Origin of the sequence: Streptomyces sp. R-74717 (assembly GCF_047305335.1) — a bacterium.
GTDB lineage: Bacteria > Actinomycetota > Actinomycetes > Streptomycetales > Streptomycetaceae > Streptomyces > Streptomyces atratus.
Window position 1 is genome coordinate 6,428,745 of the sequence record NZ_CP102361.1, and the last position, 18,031, is coordinate 6,446,775.

Below are 18,031 nucleotides of genomic sequence, written 5' to 3' on the forward strand. Positions count from 1 at the left end.
TCCGAGGGTTTTGGACCGAGCCCTCTTGTCCGGGCCGCTGTCGGCAGGCTAGCGTCATCACCGATAGAAAGCGCTTGCTACGGGTGTATGGAGGAACTTTCGTGACACGCAGGACAGTGCGCATCGCCATGAACGGCGTCACGGGGCGCATGGGCTACCGGCAGCACCTGGTGCGCTCGATCCTCGCGATCCGCGAGCAGGGCGGCCTCGATCTCGGCGACGGCGACGTGCTGTGGCCCGAGCCCGTGCTGGTCGGCCGCCGAGCCCATGCGCTGGAGGAGCTCGCCGCACGGCACGGTCTGACCGAGTGGTCGACCGACCTCGACGCGGTCCTCGCGGACGACAGCATCGACATCTACTTCGACGCCCAGGTCACCTCGGCCCGCGTCGAGGCGATCAAGAAGGCGATCGCCGCGGGCAAGCACATCTACACCGAGAAGCCCACCGCCACGGACGTCGAGGGCGCCCTGGAGCTGGCCCGTCTGGCCCGTGACGCCGGGATCAAGCACGGCGTCGTCCAGGACAAGATCTTCCTGCCGGGTCTGCTGAAGCTGAAGCGCCTCATCGACGGCGGCTTCTTCGGCGAGATCCTCTCCGTACGCGGCGAGTTCGGCTACTGGGTCTTCGAGGGCGACTGGCAGGAGGCCCAGCGCCCGTCCTGGAACTACCGTGCCGAGGACGGCGGCGGCATCGTCGTCGACATGTTCCCGCACTGGGAGTACGTGCTCCACGAGGTGTTCGGCCGGGTCTCCACCGTCCAGGCGCACGTCCAGACGCACATCCCGCAGCGCTGGGACGAGCAGGGGAAGCCGTACGCCGCCACCGCCGACGACGCCGCGTACGGCATCTTCCAGCTGGAGAGCGGAGCTGTCGCACAGATCAACTCCTCCTGGACGGTCCGCGTCAACCGCGACGAGCTCGTCGAGTTCCAGGTCGACGGAACCCACGGCTCCGCCGTCGCCGGACTCCGCAACTGCCGTGTCCAGCACCGCTCGGCCACCCCCAAGCCGGTCTGGAACCCGGACCTCCCGGTCACCGAGTCGTTCCGCGACCAGTGGCAGGAAGTCCCCGACAACGCCGCCTTCGACAACGGCTTCAAGGCCCAGTGGGAGCTCTTCCTGCGCCACATCGTGCTCGACGAGCCGTACACCTGGGACCTGATGGCCGGCGCACGCGGCGTCCAGCTCGCCGAGCTGGGCCTGAAGTCCTCCGCCGAGGGCCGCCGCTTCGACGTACCGGAGCTGACGCTGTGACGATCCACCTCCCGCAGGGCCCGTACGAACCCCGCACCACCCCGCTCGACCTCGCCCCCGGCGGTGCTCCCCTCGCCTCCCGTACGGTCTTCTCCGCCGCCCATGTCGTCGCCGACCCGTACGCCGACATCAACCCCGACTCACCGGCAGCCGTCGACTGGGACGCCACCCTCGCCTTCCGCCGCCACCTCTGGTCGCACGGTCTCGGCGTCGCCGAAGCCATGGACACCGCCCAGCGCGGCATGGGTCTTGACTGGGCCGGCGCGGCCGAACTGATCCGCCGTTCCGCCGCCGAGGCGAAGGCGGTCGGCGGCAGCATCGCCTGCGGCGTCGGCACCGACCAGCTTCCCGCCGGACCCGCCTCGCTCGCCGAGGTGCGGTCCGCGTACGAGGAGCAGCTCACCCTCGTCGAGGAGAGCGGCGCCCAGGCCATCCTGATGGCCTCCCGCGCGCTCGCCGCCGCGGCAAAGGGGCCCGAGGACTACCTGGAGACGTACGGACACCTCCTGCTCCAGGCCTCCGAACCGGTGGTCCTGCACTGGCTCGGCCCGATGTTCGACCCGGCGCTGGAGGGCTACTGGGGCTCCTCGGACCTCGACGCCGCCACCGACGCCTTCCTGAAGGTCATCGCCGAGCACCCGGACAAGGTCGACGGCATCAAGATCTCGCTCCTGGACGCCGAGCGCGAGATCGACGTCCGTCGCCGTCTGCCCGGCGGGGTCCGCTGCTACACCGGCGACGACTTCAACTACCCCGAGCTGATCGCGGGCGACGACCGGGGCTTCAGCCACGCCCTGCTCGGCATCTTCGACCCGCTGGGCCCGCTGGCCGCACACGCGGTACGGGTCCTGGACACCGGGGACGTCCAGGGCTTCCGGGACCTCCTCGACCCCACGGTCGAGCTGTCCCGCCACCTTTTCCAGGCGCCCACCCGCTTCTACAAGACGGGCGTGGTCTTCCTCGCCTGGCTGGCCGGCCATCAGGACCACTTCACCATGGTCGGCGGCCTGCAGTCCGCGCGCTCGCTGCCGCATCTGGCGAAGGCGTACGAACTCGCGGACCGGCTGGGCCTGTTCCCCGACCCGGAGCTGGCCGAATCCCGGATGCGTGCCCTGCTCGCGGTCAACGGAGGCACCCGATGAGCGACGGCCGTCTCTCCATCAACCAGGAGACCATCAAGCAGTGGTCGCTGCCCGAACTCACCGAGGGCTGCGTCAAGGCGGGCATCGACAAGGTCGGCCTGTGGCGGGCCCCCGTGCAGGAGTACGGCATCGAGCGCACCGCCCGGCTGCTCGCCGATTCCGGCCTCTCGGTCACCAGCCTCTGCCGAGGCGGCTTCTTCACCGCCATCGACCCTGCGGAACGGGCCCGCGCCCTGGACGACAACCGCGCCGCGCTCGACGAGGCGGCGGCCCTGTCCACCGACACCCTGGTCCTCGTCTCCGGCGGCCTTCCGGCGGGCAGCAAGGACCTGCACGGCGCGCGTGAGCGGATCGCGGACGCCCTGGGCGAACTCGCACCGTACGCGGCCGAGCGAGGCGTACGTCTGGCGATCGAACCGCTGCACCCGATGTTCGCCTCGGACCGCTGCGTCGTCTCCACGCTCTCCCAGGCCCTGGACATCGCGGAACGCTTCCCCGCCGAGCAGGTCGGGGTGGTCGTCGACACGTACCACATCTGGTGGGACGACCAGGCGGCCGCACAGATCGCCCGGGCGGGCGCGGGCGGCCGTATCCACTCCTTCCAGCTGGCGGACTGGATCACCCCCCTCCCGGCGGGCGTCCTGCTCGGCCGGGGCCAACTGGGCGACGGGTCCGTGGACTTCCGCGCGTTCCGCACGCTGGTCGAGGCCACCGGTTTCGACGGCCCCATCGAGGTGGAGATCTTCAACGAGGACCTCTGGGCCCGCGACGGCGCCGAAGTCCTCGCGGAGGTCGCGTCCCGGTACGCCGAACACGCCTGCTGAGAAGGCTTTTTGCCGCCAGGGTAAAGAGATCACCAAGACGTGCAACCGTTCGGCACCCTGCCGGGTCATATCTGGCGTCGGGCGCTTCCGGGGAGGGATCCGGGGGGATCGGGAAGCCCTGACGGAGGGGGAAAGCGAGGGGGGTCCGGTCTTCTGACCGGACCCCGTTTCGTCTCCTGGGCGCAGATGCGTCGGTCATGTTCTCCGCTGGGGTCTCCGCGTTGAGCCGCAGGCGACGGAGACGTTCCGCGCCGGCTGAGGGCGAGGCTCAGGTATCGAACTCGCCCACCCAGTTGCGCTTCACAAGAGCCACGGGCAGGTACTCGGACTCGACCTCGATCGCTACGCGTCGAACTCGCCGCGCCAGGCGAAGCCCAGCAGGGCGCTCGGCAGGTAGCCGGACTCGACCTCGATCGGAATGCCGTTGGCCTTCGCCAGGCACGCCACCGCCAACGGGGCGATGGCCACGACTCCTTCGATGTTCTGGGTGCGGTCCTCGTCGGCCGTCCAGTACTCCTTGTGCCAGCGCAGGGCGTCGTTCAGGGCCTGGTTGAAGCCTGCTGCGTCGTTGCGCAGGTAGCGGTAGAACATCATGATCGGCGGGTACTTCAGCTTGCCCATGGTCTCGGCGTCGAGAATGCGGGTGGCCTCGGGAGCGCTCAGGTCCACGGCCCGCACCAGGTGCTGGCTGACGTCGTCACGCCGCAGCCAGAAGCTCCGGAGGGTCTCCACCCAGGCGTAGACGTACTCGTCCAGCACTCCGCCACAGTCACGCAGCAACGACGCCGGCACTTGCGCCAGCATGTCGAGGCGGGCCGTCTCCCGGCAGATCAGCGCCAGGAAGAATGCGTTGAGCCAGGTCCCCGCATTGAGATAGAACTGCGGGCCGGTAGCGGCGAGTTGCCGCTCCTCCTGGCGGATCTTGCAGGTCACCGTCTCCTGATCGGTGAACGTGGCGGCGAAGACCGCCGAGTGCACCTGCATGGTCAGCAGCCAGGATTCCCAGGTCTCCAGCATCACCGCATCCGGGTCCCCGACGCAGCGGATGCGCGCCACGTTCAGCGACGTGGTCAGCGCCCCGCTCCTGGCGCGATGTGAGGTCCCGATGGTCTGCAGCGAATTTGCCAGGGACTTCTCCATGACGGGGACGACTGCCTCCATCTCAGCCACTGGATAGCTCTGGCGGGACACGCTCGTAACCACTGATCTTCCCTGTCAGATTCAGATCTTGGGGTATTCGAGGACCGCTCCAGCGTACGTACCCTTGCCCTCGACTGCGTCCTGGGCTGACGCGACGATCGGCGCCATGGTCTCGGCCGCGTTGTCCGTACGGAACGCGTGGCGGGGAACGACGGTGGTCATGTGTGCCTTACGTGGGGAATTCGCCGCACCAGTTGCGTCCCAGGAGGGTGGCGGGCAGGTACTCGGACTCGACTTCGATGGGGATGCCCGCGTCGTGGGCGAAGCAGGCCATGGCGAGCGGCGCGAGCGCGACGAAGCCCGAGGCTTGGAGTGCCCGGCTCTCCTCGCTCCAGTACTCCTTGTGCCATTCGAGGGCGGCAGCGAGCGCACGGTTGAAGCCCTCGTTGTCCTTGCGGATGAAGCGGTGGAACATCTCCATCGGCGGGTACATCAGCTTGCCGACCATCTGCGGGTCTGCGACGGCCTCCGGGTCGGTGCCGTCGACTGCGGCCACCAGTTTCGGCACGAGCTCAGGGCCTCCGAGCCAGTAGGTCTGGAGGGTGTCGATCCAGGCGTAGTGGTACTCCTCGAAGCGCGACCCGTTCTCCCGCAGCAGGGACATGGGCACCTGGCACAGGGCCGTGATCCTGTCCTTCTCGCGGCACACCACCGCCAGATGGAAGGCGGCGAGCCAGGTGCCCGGGGTCACGTACCACTCCGGTCCGGTGGCCTTGAGCGTCCGGTCCTTGTGCGCGATGCGGCACTGCACCTGCTCCTCGGTCGTGGTCGCGGCGGCGAACACGGCGGAACTCACCTGCATCGCGTTCACCCAGGCATCCCACGTGGGGAAGATCGATGCCCTCGGGTCGAGCAGGCAGCGTGAATTGGCCAACGTGAGTGTGATGTGTTGAGCATCACCCAGATCGGTGGAGTCCGCCTCCAGCCCGTCGATCAGCTCCTGTGTGTTCCCCTGGAGCACGGCGATGCCCTCTTCCGCGTTCCCCGTGGGAAAGGGGTGGCGGGGAATGATCGAGACCAACGCGTTTCTCCTTAGAAGAGTTTGAAGTACTTGAGCACGGCCCCGGCATACTGACCGGTGTTCTCAGAGGCCTGGACGAGGACGTAGCGCAGGGCCTTGTCCTTGATGGCGTTTTCGAGCTTGGTGATGTACTTGGCCTCCCCCGGTGAAGTCATGACGCGATCCTTCATATCGGCAGTGATCGTGCGGACGTACTCGAGGGATCCCTGGTTCACCATGAAGTCGCGGTCGAGCCGACCGTTACCACGGCGCCACTCCAGCGTCCCGTTGGGGCTCTTCGCCTCAACGATGACGAGGTTTCCGTTCTTGTCACGCCAGAGCTGGTCGAACCTCTTCGAACCGTTGGCCGTCTCAGGGAGGTCGGTGATCTCATGGGGTGTGTCAATTTAACTAACGGCTGATCGTGGTTGTTGAGCGGTCAGTTGTTGCTCGGGGTCAGGCAGCCCTCGAAGGCGATCTGGAAGGCGTTGAGTGGTGCCTTCCAGCGCATGGTCCACCTTTTGCGGCCCTTCCCCGTCGGGTCCAGGCTCATCAGCGCCATGTAGATGCACTTGAGGGCGGCGGCCTCGTTGGGGAAGTGTCCGCGGGCGCGGACGTAGCCGACGTGGTCGGTGATCTCGCCTTCCAGGGCGGACTGGGGCAGCCCTTCGGCTGCCGACGGCCCGATCCCGCAAGCGCTTCGGTGGGCTGGGCGTGGTGTTCCGGCGGGCGTCCTGGTCGGCCGGGGCCAACTGGGCGATGGGGCCGTGGACTTCCGCGCGTTCCGCACGCTGGTCGAGGCAACGGGCTTTGACGGCCCGATCGAGGTGGAGATCTTCAACGAGGCCCTCTGGGCCCGCGACGGCGCCTGGGTTGCCTCACGGCAGTCGGCCTGTCGAAAACAGGCCGGTCCTCCGAGGAGGTCTCCGAGCCGAGGGGTGGGAGACAGAGCGCGCGCCGAGCGGCGTCTGTCGCGTACACGGCAGGCTGAGCGCAGCCCGTGAGATCGCGCGGTATCCGGGCATCGGAAGGTGTGGTCAGGAGCTGTGGGGACGTGGCGTTGCAGCTTCAGGAGATCACACGCACGCCCAACTTCTGAAGTAGTAGTTGGCAGACACCGCACGGTCCGGTGACTTTGCCGTGATCGGGGTGCCCGTGGCCACGAATCATCTTGGAGATGATGGCTGATTCAGCGAAGTGGGGCGCCGCTTCGCCGAGAGTTGTCGTGCGGCCATCGCTTCGTGCAGAGTCGAGCGCCCATAGCTGGTCGGACAGGAGGGCTGATTCGGCGCAGCGTCCGGTGAAGGACTTGCGTACGTCGGCCGGCAGTGTGTCGATGAACGACCGGATGGCCGGGTGGAGTCTGAGGGATCCTTTTCCGGTCAAGCTGGTGTGGCTGAAAATCTTGCCGCCGATCAGCAGGGAGGAGGCTACGGCGGGAAACTGCTCAGACAAAGAAGTCCTCCGCATCTGGGTCGGATACGCCGCCCAGGAACCTGGAAAATGCGTCTGACGCGTTCTCGCCCAAGTAATACCCTCCAGTGTGGTGGAGGTGAAAGACGCGACTTTTCTCGTCAGCCAGAAGAATCCCGTACTCGGAAGATTCGTAGCCGATAGGGAAGAGTTCCGTTCCGAGCCCGGAAGCCAGTTCCTTGATGGCCGCCGCGTCGCCTTCGTATCCGATCGTCGGCTTCATGACCCAGGCCATTTCCGGAATCTTGGGGTGGGTAAGGCGCAGCAAGCCGTACGTGTGGAGGAGGTGTACTGCGGCGGGTACCGGAGTCAGAACAACTCCTTGCCGCTGGGCATCCTGTACCCGAACTTGAATGAGCTCTTCGGCATGGCCTCCGATATCACGTCCTGGAGACCAGCCGTTTGCGGTCAGCCAGTCGCGCACTTCAGGTGTCAAATCTTCGGAGCTCATCATTCGTTCCGTTCTGCGAGCTGGGGCATTACGAGTGTACGTGAATGCCCAACTGGGGCAGCACATGCCTGCATGTGTAACACGGGGCGAGGAAGTCGCCATGCGACCGTTCGAGCTCGCCAGTGACGCGATCATAGACGTTCCCGATTTGGCGTGTGTGCATCACGCCCCCTTCAAGTACCTTCTTTGCGTCATCAATTGTGCGGATTGATGATCCTGTCGGGTCCAGCTCGTGCAGGCGGTCGCTGATCAGGGACACCTCGGCGCATTTTCCATGACCAAACCCCTTCTTCATTCCGGCAGCATCAAGCTTGTCGCCGACATCCTTCAGGATCCCATCGAGGACCTGATGAGTTTTCGGTAGCTTCTGTCCATGCATTTTCGTGGTGCTACTGTGCGTGGCGATCACGTTGTCGTGCAAGAAACTTCCTGCACATCCAGAGTTGAGCTGGTTCTGGCCGGGGTGCGCCGCTCCGGGCGTAGCGTCAAGGGCGTCGTCGGCGAGGGCAGCTGATTCGCGTTCCAGAACAGAAAGCTGATCCTGCAGAGGCAGGTGTGAAACATCCAGGGCTGGGCGTCGGTAGTGACGCATCTGGTCCGCGCTCTGGCCGTGCCAGTTGGGCTGAGGGTCCACAGGCGTGCCTTGCGGCTGGCCGTCTGGGCCGTCGCCGTTGTGGTGATTCGAACCGTCGGAGCTGTGCTCGCCATCAGGATGACGGGCGCCGTCGTCATGCGGCAGCCCTTCGTCGGCATGGCTGTTCGGCGTGTAGTCGTTGAGGTGAGCGGGCGTCGGGTCGTGCGGTCCGCTGGGCCCGTCGCCACGTCCACCGGCGCGATGGGCGGGCGGTTCATGTCCGGCGGTCGGGCCGTGGCCGGCGGCGGTGCCTGTGCCCGGCGTCTCGGTGTGACTGGCGGGCGCGTTGTGGCCCGAGTTGTGGCTGGGGGCACTGTTGTCCAGGTGGTTGCTGGGTATGTTGTCGCGGACACCGCCGCCGGGCATGTGGTTGGCTCCGCTGCCCGGCAGATGGTTGCCCGCGTTTCCGGCGGGCCCGCCGCCTGGGATGTCCTCCCCTGCCCGGCCGATGTCGCCGAGATCGTTGCCGAGCCTGTCGCCGTTACGGATGACGTGGCCTGCGTTCTCGCCCGCGTGGATGCCCGCGTTGACCAGGGCCGGTTCGCGCACAGGGGCCGGGGTTTCCACGCGAGGGTTTTTCCCCGCCTGGTTGGCGTGTTGGGCGATGCTGCCGTCCTCGTTGTAGAGGTTGCCGTCGCGGTCCATGTACGGCGCGCCCTCGTCGAAGGGTGACTTGATCGTGCCCTCCGGCAGTGCCACAGCTCCGTCCGGGAGTTTGACCGTGCCGTTGGGGAGTGTGACTGCTCCGTCCGGGATCGTTGCGCCCTGGGGGAGGTGGATCGTGCCGTCGGGGAGTCTGACCGCGCCCTCGGGCAGGGTGATGATGTTGTCGGGGAGTGGCGGGAACTCGACGCGGCCCAGGCCCTTGAGTCCGGCCAATACGTCGCTGATCTTCGTCAGTCCCGCGCCGGCGCCTTTGAAGACGTAGGTCATGGGGTCGACGATTCGACCGGTCTTGCCTGCGAAGGACAGTGCCTTGGCTGCCATGCCGGCCTTGCCCGCGCCCGCTACCGCGCCGCCGGTGCCGCCGGTGAAGACGGTGGTCAGGACGTTGAAGGTGACGGCGCCTGCGGCTCGGGAGGGGTTGTTGCCCCATTGGTCCCAGGCCACCAGTGCTTTGCCGGTTTCCTTCATCGCGGTGCGTGAGTCCCTTATCCAGGAAGGGAGTTTGTCGTCGGGGAGTGCCCAGAAGGCGGCGTTCACACCGGGGATGATGGCGATCGCTACTCCGGTGGCGAGTTTGGCCAGGCCGGTCCATGCCTGTTTTGCGGCGTCCCAGCCGTCGACGCCGAACAGGGTGCCCAGTCCCTTGATGGTGCCCCAGACGCCGTCGACGACGAAGCCCTTGCCGAAGTCGTAGGCGTGCTCCCACACCTGCCACCAGGGAGTCGATTCCTCGACTGCGTCTCCCCAGGGCAGGCTTTTCGCCTGCTTGAGGGCTTCGGCGTCGTAGCCGTACATGCCCTCCTTGGTGGAGCCGTCGTTCGTCTTGAGTGCCTTGCCTCCGACCAGGGCGACGATCTTGGCGTGGCAGGCGCGTTCCACCTCCTGGAAGGCGGCCCAGACCTCGGCTATCTCGTTGCGGCGATGGTTGTTCTCCTCGACCAGATCGCCGTCTTCGCGCCACTCGTCGTCGCCGTCGACCTTGACGCGGAAGGCAACGGCTTCCCGCTTGAGCTCCTTGAGCTTCTCGACCAGCGGGTAGGCGTCGTCCGAGTAGGTGCCCAGCGCACCGGCGATGACGCACAGATCCGAGCTCAGAGTGAGCCCGGTGTCCGCAACCGGCTTGGTCGTGGCGAACAGTTGCTCCGCCTCGGGCGCCTTGTAGAAGGCGCTCAGTCCGCCGAAGCTGGTGTGGACGTCACCGGCGGCCGTCGCGATCTTCGCGCCGCTGCCCGACAGCGCGGTCACCTTCGTGTCGAGCAGGGCCAGGTCACCGGTGAAGACCGGTATCCCGACCGGGTCGACCGGAGCGGTGCCGCTCACCTGTGTCCCCCGGCGTCCTTGAGGAGATCCAGCCGTACGGCCTTCGCCGCGTTCTGCGCGTGCTCGGCGGCTTCCAAGTCGCCCTCGCAGTACGCGTTCGTGGCTTCGACCGCGCCCAGGACGGCCGCCTCGATGCGCTCGGCCATCGCCGTGAAGTCCTTCTGGCGCTCTCCGAGGTACTCGCCCAGCGCCGCGGCCACCGGCCCCATCGCCTTTTGCGACAACGGCGCCTTCCCCGGTGCCACCGGGCCCTGCAGAGGCGTGGCTGCCTGCGGGCCCGGCACGGCCGTACCCGCCGCCTGCGCAGCCTCCGACATGGTCGCCATCAGTGCGGTCAGGGCCTTCTCCAGGTCTCCGGCATGCGTGCCGGTGACTTTCAACTGGCCCTGCACCCCCTGCGGTCTGATGTCCCACGCCACCATGCGAAAGCCCCCTCTGCCGAAACTGTCCTGGCACACTACGTATCCACAACCCATGCCCCGCAGGATCGTTCCTCCTGATGCGGGGAGGAGCGCCTCAGCCGATGTTGTTGACCGCGGCCTTGGCGCGCGTGATCGTGTGCTGAGCCGTTCCGTCGTTCTTCTCCAGCGTCGTCTTCAGCAGCTGGATGATGTTCTTGACCTCCTGCGACGAACGGTTCCACCGCAGTTCCTTGCCGTGGTACTCATCCGCCACACCGTCCGCCGCGAAGTCCGCCATCGCGGCCTTCACCTGCGCGTCGCGCGCGGCGATCACTTCCTCCAGCTGCGCGATCACCACCTGGATATTGCCCTGCGCATCCGCGGACGCACCCGTGTCGTAAGAACGACGATCACTCTGACCAGCCATCAGAAACCCAACCCCCGTCTGTCAGCGGCCGCCGAAGCGCGCCGCGTCGAAGTTCGCCGCCGACATCTGCTGCCGCGCGTTGTCACCCTGCTCCTGATCACCCGAGCTGAACGCCGCCTCCATCCCCGACTGACCACCGAGGAGAGCCGACAGCGAACCGTTCAACGCAGCCGTGATCTCGTCCGACCGATTCTTGAACGAATCGAACGCCACACGCCCCGCACCGTTGAACTTCCCCTCCAACGGCTGTGCGGCCTGCACCAGCTGACGAATCAACGTCCCCAGATCAGTACTAGACCCACGCGACTTCGACGACAGCGTCGAAAGAACCTGCGCCCCCATGTCGAACTTCATCCAGTCCCCCGCCATGTCTTGCGAACGTATGTGCCACCACCTTTATCAACTCTGCGTTGCCGATGCAATCAAGGGGCATTGCGTTGCGAGTGGCGTGTGAGGGGCCGGAGGCGAGAGCCAGGGTGACCAATTCGGCACATACTTGAACTATTTTCCCCTCACTGGCGGGCGGATCGTTTTTGAGTGGCCCGGCTGCCGTGCACTTTCGGCCGATTCTCGTCTCGTTCGCAAAGCCGAACGCGACGCTGCTCCCGGTGCACCGCAGCTGGTGAGCGGCGGGCTGCCATGTGGGCAGGCCGGGCGCTCGTGCTGGGCCCGTTCGCCGTGGAGGTGGGGCGGCCCTTCCCGGCCGTCGGCGGCCCGATCCCATAAGCGCTTCGGTGGGCTGGGCGTGGTGTTCCGGCGGGCGTCCTGGTCGGACGGGGCCAACTGGGCGACGGGTCCGTGGACTTCCGCGCGTTCCGCACGCTGGTCGAGGCCACCGGTTTCGACGGCCCCATCGAGGTGGAGATCTTCAACGAGGACCTCTGGGCCCGCGACGGCGCCGAAGTCCTCGCGGAGGTCGCGTCCCGGTACGCCGAACACGCCTGCCGAGAAGGCTTTTTGCCGCCAGGATAAAGAGATCACCAAGACGTGCAACCGTTCGGCACCCTGCCGGGTCATATCTGGCGTCGGGCGCTTCCGGGGAGGGATCCGGGGGGATCGGGAAGCCCTGACGGAGGGGAAAAGCGAGGGGGGTCCGGTCTTCTGACCGGACCCCGTTTCGCCTTGCCGGGACCGTCTCGCGAATTCCCGACATTTCATCGCATGCTGATCAATAGGCCGAGTTGACGTTGTCGATCGAGCCGTAGCGCTGTGCCGCATAGTTGCAGGCGGCGGTGATGTTGGCGACCGGGTCGTAGATGTTCCACGAGGTGCCGGGGACGTGATACGCCTTGAAGGTCGGGTCGATGACCTGGAGCAGCCCCTTGGACGGGATGCCCTTGGCGGCGTTGGAGTCCCAGTTGTTGATGGCATTCGGGTTGCCACTCGACTCGCGCATCAGATTGCGATGGATCCCGTCGTAGGAGCCCGGGATGCCCTGCGCGCGCATGATCTCCAGCGACTGGTTGATCCAGTTGCTGACGCTGCTGCCGGACTGGGCGGGAGCGGCCGAGGCGGCCGGAGCGCCGACGAGGGAGCCGGCGACGACTGCGGCTCCTGCGGCGGCCATGCCCAGTGAGATCTTCTTGGTCTGGGTCATGTGAGCGAACTTCTTGGACATCGCGGAGATCTGCATCGGAAATTACCTCTTCCGTGGGGATGCCAAGAATTGTTAAGTCGGGTTCAAGTTTCGGTCAATGACTCTCTTTACTATCGGAATACGTACAGGGAACGGGCAACGGATTCCGAAATCGCCGCAAACAGGCGGAGAGGCGGGCTCTTTGCCCTACTAAGTCGTATCATGGTGGCGTACGCCATATCAGCCACATCACACGACAGAAGTGTTAAATCGGTCCAAAACGGACACTGATATATGGCCCATGGCGAGCGAAAAAGCCCTCTATTCGTCCTGTGTAATGAATGAAATACGCGGCGCAGTTGGAGCGCGGTCGGGCCATTTGAAGTGACCTGAGTGAAACCCGCGGCCCCCACCGCGCGCGACCGGCATCACGCTGCGGACGGACGGATCTTCGTGGTTCCGAACGCGGATGCGTGCAGCCGTGAGCGGCGGTCGGCCGAGGTGCGGCGACGGCGGCGGACGCTGTGGCTCGCCACGCGGGACGTGGTCCTCATCGCCTGGGGCCGCCCGTTGGCGGATGTACTGGCCGCGATGTTCCACCAGGCTGCCCTCCCGGTCGCCGAGAGCCTTTTCGACGGCGAGGGCGATGTGCTGGAGTTGCTACGCGATCCGTCCGTGCGTGAAGGGTTTCTCGGGCGAGCGTGACAACGCCTCGCATCCGTTCGCCCAGGTCGATCGGTTGCGAGGCGTGGAAGGCGTCAGACCGTGATGCTGTCGTCCTTGACCGCTGCGACGAACGACGACCAGCCGCCGGTGGAGAAGACGAGCGCGGGGCCGCCCGGCGCCTTGCTGTCGCGGACGGGGATGTCGGCGTAGCCATCGGCGACCTCAAGGCACTCGCCGTTTGAGCCTCCGCTGTAGCTGGACTTACGCCACCCGGTCAGCGCCCTGGCGTCAGCGATGGTGGGCTCAGTGCTGTGCATGTTCGTGCTCCTCCGCGATGGCTCTGACGAGGGCCACTGACTCCTGGTGCGGGGCCGCGTCGCCCAGGGCGAGAGTGTAGGACGTGTGGCATGCCTCTACCAGCGCCGGATCATCCATCAGATGTCCGGTGCGAAGCCCCTCGACGTACGAGACCGGAGCGGCATCCGCGAAGTTCAGCAGGTAGACCATGCTCTCCAGGAGTGCGTGTGCTCCTGATGCGAAAGTCAGCACGTGCAGACGCAGACGACCGGACTCGGCCATATCCGCCACCTTGTGCAGCTGTTCCGCCATGACGTGCGGCCCGCCGATGCAGCGTCTGAGCGCGGCCTCGTCGAGCAGTGTCCAGGCAACCGGAGTCGATGACTTGATGAGCAGCCGGCCGCGCTCCAAGCGGTTGACGACGAACTCGTCAAGTTCCTCCGCGCGGTAGTTGGGGCGACACGCCTGGAATACGGCACGGGCGTATGCGTCCGTCTGGAGCAGGCCAGGGATGAGAGAGGCGGCGTACTGGCGGATCTCCGTGGCCTCACGTTCCAGCTCGGAAACGACCGCGAAGTAGTGGGCGAACTTCGAGTCCAGGTCGCCCAGCCAGCGGACGAAGAAGCCGTCCGTCTTCAACGCGATGTCGAGGCGATGCGCATCATCCGGCTTCGGCAGCCGCCGCCCCGCCTCGTAATGACTGATCAGCGTCGGCGAGCACACCACCTGATCACCCAGGGCCTCCTGAGTCAGCCCCGCCGCTGTCCGCCGTAGCCTCAGTTCCTCCCCGTACTTCTCCCTCGGCGTACGCGGCTTCCGGTTCATGGCCATGCAGCCCCAACTCCCTTTTCTGACCAGCGGGCTGTCAAGCCCGAACCTCTGGAGCGTAGCCACGGGCGAACCCACTCTGTGATGAGTTAGCCACAGAACGCATCCGTTCGTGGGTGAGTCATCAAGAGGGAGAGCACGCCGACATGAAGGATCTCGTCCGCCGGTTCACCGAGTCGCTGGTGCGGCTGGTGCGCCCGGTCCCCGCCGCCGTCCATCCGTACTCCTGCGTGTACGTGGCCGGTCCTACCGCCCGCCGTGCCGGTGCGCGTCCGCCGCGCACGCTGTGGCTCGCCGTGCACGGTGTGGACGTCGGACCCCGGCCCCTCCGCGGAGCCGAGGCCGCCGCGTGAACGGGGAGCCGCGCGAACACCACACGTTCAGGTTGCTGCCCTGGACGGGGTCAGAGGGCAAGCCGTGTTACGTCCTGGGGGACGGCGCCGGCTATGTGTCACGGATGGCGGACGGCATCGAGAGCGTCCAACTCGGCATGGCGGGCGACCTGCTCGGCCACGCCGCCGACCTGCTGGCGGACCGACGGGTCACAGGGGTGGAGCTCCACTTCCTCGCCAGCCGGCTGACCGAGTCCCTGCGGGACGTGAAACGGATTGCCGAAAGCCGGGCAATGCGGTGGCAGGACGGGGGCGGAGAGCATCCGTAGAAGTGTCGGTCAATGGCGCGTCCGGGGTGATGGGTCAGCGGAAGAGGTCGAGGAACCCGTTCACCCAGATCCCGACGAACACGATCGCCAGGAGCGCGCAGCCCATGGCCGCCAAGGACTGACGGAACGAACCCGCCTCCGGCGCGTCACCCCGTACCTCAGCGAGCGTGTCCCAGGTGACCGGCTGGCCGAGGGCCTTGGAGGCGGCGGTCCGCACGGCCGCCAACTGCTCCGCGACAAAGGGGGAGTCGGCCGCCGATTCCTGGCCTTGCCAGGCCAGGGCGCGCATCCGCCGTACGGGGTCGCTGTACCTCTCCTCGAACGCGGCGACCTCTTCCGGGAGCCTGTCCTCTTCGAGGTACGTCCAACGGCCGGCCTCCGCAGGGTCGCCGTACAGCCGGTAGATGTCGGCCAGGCGTCGGCGCAGAGCCGGGTAGTGCGGGTAGGAGGAGACCAGTCCGCGCAGCCGTTGGCGCGCCATGGGTACGCGTCCTGCGGCGAGGTCGGCGTCCACGCGCTCCAGTGTCTCCTTCAGTGCCATGCGCACATCATCGGGCCTGCCCGGCGGCGTGTGTGAATGAATTATTTCAAGGTGCCCGGGAGACCGGCCGGTTGTAGCTTCTGTGGGTAGACGCTCGGCCTGGCAGCAGAGGCAGACGCAGGCTGCGCAGCCGCCCAGGCGATCAACGCCGTTGTCAGATCCTCGTGGCAGGCTCTTGCTCCATGAGCACTCCCGAACGCGCCATGCCGCCCCTGGACGCCGACGAGCGGACGTCGCTGACGAGTTGGCTGGACTTCTACCGCACCACCCTTGCCCAGAAGTGCGAGGGGCTCGACGACGAGCGGTTGCGTGAGGCATCCGTGGAGCCCTCGCCGATCAGCCTGCTCGGCCTCGTCCAGCACATGGCGGAGGTCGAGCGGAACTGGTTCCGTCGGGTCCTGGTCCAGGAGGACGTGCCGCCGATCTTCACCCCCGACGCCGACCCGTCGGCCGACGACGGCGGGTTCGATCTCGTCGAAGGGGCGGGCTACGACGAGGCCCTGTCGCTGTGGCGGGCGGAGGTTGAACGGGCCAGGGCGAATTGCGCCGCCCGGTCGCTCGACGACACCAGCCCGTTCATGGGCGGGCAGGTCACCCTGCGCTGGATATACACGCACATGAACGGCGAGTACGCCCGTCACTGCGGGCACGCCGACCTCATCCGTGAGCGCATCGACGGCCGTACGGGGTTCTGAGGGCCGTCGAGCGGTCGAGCGGTCGTATGAAGGGGCCGGACCGGGGCTGTCAGTGTGAGCCGGTACCGTCGAAGCATGTCCAACATGGCCATCCTCGAAGGGGTCCTGGAGCGGATCACCTACGCCAACGAGGAGGAGAACGGGTACGCCGTCGTCCGCGTCGACACCGGTCGGGGCGCGGGCGATCTGCTGACGGTCGTCGGGGGGACCCATTCCTCCCCGGGCTGAAGCCCGGGGCATCCTGGGAGAACCGGTGAAGCCGCACTGAAGCGGCGGTCCGGCCGGTCGCGGCGTGAGTGGGCGAGGAGGCGTGATGCGAACCAGCGACGAGATCTATCACCGGGTCCGCTGGGATCCGCGGTTCGACCCGGCCCGGTTCGTGCTGGGGATCAGCCAGCGCGGGGATGCCTGCAAACGCATCCCGCTGCCTTCATTCGTGCCCGGGGGCGACATCCCGTGGCACCGGGTGGTGTTCATCGAGGCGGACGGCGAGGTGGTCTGGGACCGGGCCACGGGCGTGGACCGCATCGATGCGTCGGGCGCCGGACGGGTGCGGGACCCGCAAGCGGACCTGAGTTTCGATACGAGCTCCGGCAGGGGCGATCCCGTCGGCGTCCTCGACGTGCCCCCGACGGCCCGCACAGCGGTGGCCTGGATCCCGCCTGCGGAGCTGTGGCCGCCGATCCAGGACATCCGCCGGGATTACGATCCGCAGATCCACCGGTGGCCGCCGCACGTCAATGTGCTCTTCGGCTTCGTGCCGGAGTCCGACTTCGAGCGGGCCGCCCCGCTGCTCGCCGCAGCGACGGCCGAGACGCCGGTCTTCACCGCCCGGCTGGACGGGGTGCGCACCTTCCGGCACAGGGCGTACTTCACCGTGTGGCTCGACCCGACGGCAGCCGGCCAGGCGCCGTGGGCCCACCTGCACCGCCTGCTGCAGCAGCGGTTCCCGCGCTGCAGTGGGCCCGCCAAGAACTTCACCCCACATCTGTCCCTGGGCCGGACCCGGGATCCGCGTCGAGTCACCGCCGACTGTGTCACCCGGCTCGACACCATGGCGGCGACAGTCTGGGAACTCGTCCTGCTCTCACGCAGGGGCGACGGGCCGATGCGGCCACGGGCCACGGTCGCCCTGCGAACGGGCGAGGTCCGCCGGCTGCCCGCGCCCGGCCTCGGAGCGCCGGGCCCGGAGGACACGGCATGGCTCTCCGGGATCACCGACAGATGAGGCCATGGCCGGCTGGGGCGAAGCGCCGCCGGACAACAACTTCCTAGCCGCTCCGACCGCCCTCCTCGGCGAGCGTCTTGATGCCCTGGAGGGTGGTCTCCATCCCGGCACGCAGTTCCTTCAGCCGGAAGGCGATCATCTCCTGCTCCCGGTCCGGCCGGCTCTCAATGGCTGCGGTGATCCCGCTGCGGCCCGGCCCGAGACGGACCGCCTGCCGCAGCCGGGTGCCCGAACCCTCGGCCTCGACCTCGTAGCGCCAGGTCGCCATGGACCGCGCCGGGTCCAGCGTCACCTCGCCGTACCGGCCGTCCGCGTCCGTGACGGCCCAGGCGAACACGCGTGGTTCGTCCGCCTCGATCACGTGGGAGACGGTCCGCCACTCGCCGAGCATCCGGTGGTGGTTGAAGCCCTCGAAGCGTGCTCCCACCACCGGCCCGTTCGCCCCGTCGAGCCAGGCGACGCGCCGCAACTCCGGGCTGAACCGGGCCGGCAGGCGGATGTCCGTCACCAGCTCCCAGACCCGTGGCACGGCTGCCTCGATATGGACAACACTGTGCACGCTCGGACCATCGGCGTATTCCAAGGCGTCCTCCTCACACCGGAGTTGCTGATCATTCCGATCCTGGACCATGGGCGCAACAGGCCCTGGCCCGGCTGTGTTCCCGGCGGTCCGGACAGCGCTGCTCAGGCGCCGTCACACAGGAAACGGGTGGTTTCCGAGGCCGGGAATGCGTTGTCGGTGGGAACC

Annotated in this window: 24 protein-coding genes and 3 pseudogenes; 11 read left to right on the forward strand and 16 right to left on the reverse strand. The window is 67.1% G+C overall.

Features of this window, described 5'->3' with window-relative positions:
- Window positions 1–101: 101 nt before the first annotated feature.
- Genes NRF20_RS29490 through NRF20_RS29500 form a run of 3 tightly spaced genes read left to right on the forward strand, consistent with a single transcriptional unit; the run spans window position 102 to window position 3,219 of the window.
- Window positions 102–1,253, forward strand: a complete 1,152-nt coding sequence (locus tag NRF20_RS29490; RefSeq protein WP_398628829.1) for a Gfo/Idh/MocA family protein — start codon at window positions 102–104, stop codon at window positions 1,251–1,253.
- On the forward strand, window positions 1,250–2,395 hold the full coding sequence (locus NRF20_RS29495; protein WP_413753605.1) for a dihydrodipicolinate synthase family protein: 1,146 nt from the start codon (window positions 1,250–1,252) through the stop codon (window positions 2,393–2,395). The genes NRF20_RS29490 and NRF20_RS29495 overlap by 4 nt, the downstream gene beginning before the upstream one ends.
- Entirely contained in the window at window positions 2,392–3,219 is an 828-nt protein-coding gene (locus tag NRF20_RS29500; RefSeq protein ID WP_413753606.1) for a sugar phosphate isomerase/epimerase family protein, read from the forward strand. The genes NRF20_RS29495 and NRF20_RS29500 overlap by 4 nt, the downstream gene beginning before the upstream one ends.
- 342 nt (window positions 3,220–3,561) lie before the next feature.
- On the opposite strand, the gene NRF20_RS29505 is transcribed toward NRF20_RS29500, so the two are convergent.
- The 5 genes and pseudogenes from NRF20_RS29505 to NRF20_RS29525 form a co-directional block, all read right to left on the reverse strand.
- Entirely contained in the window at window positions 3,562–4,380 is an 819-nt protein-coding gene (locus tag NRF20_RS29505) for an immunity 49 family protein (protein WP_413753607.1), read from the reverse strand.
- Window positions 4,381–4,440: 60 nt separating this feature from the next.
- Window positions 4,441–4,581, reverse strand: coding sequence for a hypothetical protein (locus NRF20_RS29510; RefSeq protein WP_413753608.1), 141 nt, complete (start codon window positions 4,579–4,581; stop codon window positions 4,441–4,443).
- Between the two features lie 7 nt (window positions 4,582–4,588).
- On the reverse strand, window positions 4,589–5,440 hold the full coding sequence (locus NRF20_RS29515; RefSeq protein ID WP_413753609.1) for an immunity 49 family protein: 852 nt from the start codon (window positions 5,438–5,440) through the stop codon (window positions 4,589–4,591).
- A gap of 11 nt (window positions 5,441–5,451) precedes the next feature.
- The gene (locus tag NRF20_RS29520; RefSeq protein ID WP_413753610.1) at window positions 5,452–5,595 is read right to left on the reverse strand and encodes a hypothetical protein; all 144 of its coding nucleotides are present in this window, start codon (window positions 5,593–5,595) and stop codon (window positions 5,452–5,454) included.
- 263 nt (window positions 5,596–5,858) lie between these two features.
- Window positions 5,859–6,035 (reverse strand): annotated as a pseudogene (locus NRF20_RS29525) (IS256 family transposase); the annotation flags it as partial.
- 103 nt (window positions 6,036–6,138) lie between these two features.
- Between NRF20_RS29525 and NRF20_RS29530 the strand changes: the two are divergent.
- Window positions 6,139–6,294 (forward strand): annotated as a pseudogene (locus NRF20_RS29530) (sugar phosphate isomerase/epimerase); the annotation flags it as partial.
- Window positions 6,295–6,487: 193 nt separating this feature from the next.
- Here NRF20_RS29530 and NRF20_RS29535 read toward each other — a convergent pair.
- The 6 genes from NRF20_RS29535 to NRF20_RS29560 form a co-directional block, all read right to left on the reverse strand.
- A complete protein-coding gene (locus NRF20_RS29535) occupies window positions 6,488–6,874 on the reverse strand; it encodes a YwqJ-related putative deaminase (protein ID WP_413753611.1) in 387 nt (128 codons plus the stop codon).
- Window positions 6,867–7,343 (reverse strand): SUKH-3 domain-containing protein, encoded by a 477-nt coding sequence (locus tag NRF20_RS29540; RefSeq protein ID WP_413753612.1) that lies wholly within the window; start codon window positions 7,341–7,343, stop codon window positions 6,867–6,869. Before NRF20_RS29540 ends, NRF20_RS29535 begins: the two co-directional genes overlap by 8 nt.
- A 28-nt stretch (window positions 7,344–7,371) precedes the next feature.
- A complete protein-coding gene (locus NRF20_RS29545; RefSeq protein ID WP_413753613.1) occupies window positions 7,372–9,963 on the reverse strand; it encodes a YwqJ-related putative deaminase in 2,592 nt (863 codons plus the stop codon).
- Entirely contained in the window at window positions 9,960–10,385 is a 426-nt protein-coding gene (locus NRF20_RS29550) for a DUF6507 family protein (RefSeq protein WP_398628842.1), read from the reverse strand. The genes NRF20_RS29545 and NRF20_RS29550 overlap by 4 nt, the downstream gene beginning before the upstream one ends.
- A 94-nt stretch (window positions 10,386–10,479) precedes the next feature.
- Window positions 10,480–10,791 (reverse strand): pore-forming ESAT-6 family protein, encoded by a 312-nt coding sequence (locus NRF20_RS29555; RefSeq protein ID WP_413753614.1) that lies wholly within the window; start codon window positions 10,789–10,791, stop codon window positions 10,480–10,482.
- Window positions 10,792–10,812: 21 nt separating this feature from the next.
- On the reverse strand, window positions 10,813–11,145 hold the full coding sequence (locus tag NRF20_RS29560; protein WP_413753615.1) for a hypothetical protein: 333 nt from the start codon (window positions 11,143–11,145) through the stop codon (window positions 10,813–10,815).
- 396 nt (window positions 11,146–11,541) lie between these two features.
- On the opposite strand from NRF20_RS29560, the pseudogene NRF20_RS29565 reads away from it, so the two are divergent.
- Window positions 11,542–11,763, forward strand: a pseudogene (locus NRF20_RS29565) (hypothetical protein); the annotation flags it as partial.
- A 196-nt stretch (window positions 11,764–11,959) separates the two neighbouring features.
- On the opposite strand, the gene NRF20_RS29570 reads toward NRF20_RS29565, so the two are convergent.
- The gene (locus NRF20_RS29570) at window positions 11,960–12,424 is read right to left on the reverse strand and encodes a transglycosylase SLT domain-containing protein (RefSeq protein WP_413753616.1); all 465 of its coding nucleotides are present in this window, start codon (window positions 12,422–12,424) and stop codon (window positions 11,960–11,962) included.
- 336 nt (window positions 12,425–12,760) lie between these two features.
- Between NRF20_RS29570 and NRF20_RS29575 the strand changes: the two genes are divergently transcribed.
- Window positions 12,761–13,072, forward strand: a complete 312-nt coding sequence (locus NRF20_RS29575; protein ID WP_413753617.1) for a hypothetical protein — start codon at window positions 12,761–12,763, stop codon at window positions 13,070–13,072.
- A gap of 53 nt (window positions 13,073–13,125) precedes the next feature.
- On the opposite strand, the gene NRF20_RS29580 is transcribed toward NRF20_RS29575, so the two are convergent.
- Both NRF20_RS29580 and NRF20_RS29585 read right to left on the reverse strand, forming a co-directional pair.
- Window positions 13,126–13,350, reverse strand: coding sequence for a DUF397 domain-containing protein (locus tag NRF20_RS29580; protein WP_413753618.1), 225 nt, complete (start codon window positions 13,348–13,350; stop codon window positions 13,126–13,128).
- Entirely contained in the window at window positions 13,337–14,161 is an 825-nt protein-coding gene (locus tag NRF20_RS29585; protein ID WP_413753619.1) for a helix-turn-helix domain-containing protein, read from the reverse strand. Before NRF20_RS29585 ends, NRF20_RS29580 begins: the two co-directional genes overlap by 14 nt.
- A 143-nt stretch (window positions 14,162–14,304) precedes the next feature.
- Between NRF20_RS29585 and NRF20_RS29590 the strand changes: the two genes are divergently transcribed.
- Both NRF20_RS29590 and NRF20_RS29595 read left to right on the forward strand, forming a co-directional pair.
- Window positions 14,305–14,511, forward strand: a complete 207-nt coding sequence (locus NRF20_RS29590) for a hypothetical protein (RefSeq protein ID WP_413753620.1) — start codon at window positions 14,305–14,307, stop codon at window positions 14,509–14,511.
- Window positions 14,508–14,819 (forward strand): hypothetical protein, encoded by a 312-nt coding sequence (locus NRF20_RS29595; RefSeq protein WP_413753621.1) that lies wholly within the window; start codon window positions 14,508–14,510, stop codon window positions 14,817–14,819. The genes NRF20_RS29590 and NRF20_RS29595 overlap by 4 nt, the downstream gene beginning before the upstream one ends.
- 34 nt (window positions 14,820–14,853) lie before the next feature.
- Here NRF20_RS29595 and NRF20_RS29600 read toward each other — a convergent pair whose 3' ends face one another.
- Window positions 14,854–15,360 carry a DUF6584 family protein gene (locus NRF20_RS29600; protein WP_413753622.1) on the reverse strand — a complete coding sequence of 169 codons (507 nt, stop codon included), beginning with the start codon at window positions 15,358–15,360 and terminating at the stop codon, window positions 14,854–14,856.
- 182 nt (window positions 15,361–15,542) lie between these two features.
- Between NRF20_RS29600 and NRF20_RS29605 the strand changes: the two genes are divergently transcribed.
- The 3 genes from NRF20_RS29605 (at window position 15,543) to NRF20_RS29615 (ending at window position 17,283) form a co-directional block, all read left to right on the forward strand.
- Complete coding sequence (locus NRF20_RS29605; RefSeq protein ID WP_413753623.1) at window positions 15,543–16,055, forward strand: DinB family protein; 513 nt, start codon at window positions 15,543–15,545, stop codon at window positions 16,053–16,055.
- Window positions 16,056–16,130: 75 nt separating this feature from the next.
- Entirely contained in the window at window positions 16,131–16,283 is a 153-nt protein-coding gene (locus NRF20_RS29610) for a hypothetical protein (RefSeq protein ID WP_413754712.1), read from the forward strand.
- An 85-nt stretch (window positions 16,284–16,368) separates the two neighbouring features.
- Window positions 16,369–17,283: an RNA repair domain-containing protein gene (locus NRF20_RS29615; protein WP_266361407.1), complete on the forward strand. Its 915-nt coding sequence runs from the start codon at window positions 16,369–16,371 to the stop codon at window positions 17,281–17,283.
- 43 nt (window positions 17,284–17,326) lie between these two features.
- Here NRF20_RS29615 and NRF20_RS29620 read toward each other — a convergent pair whose 3' ends face one another.
- Window positions 17,327–17,866, reverse strand: coding sequence for an SRPBCC family protein (locus tag NRF20_RS29620; RefSeq protein WP_413753624.1), 540 nt, complete (start codon window positions 17,864–17,866; stop codon window positions 17,327–17,329).
- Window positions 17,867–18,031 lie beyond the last annotated feature (165 nt).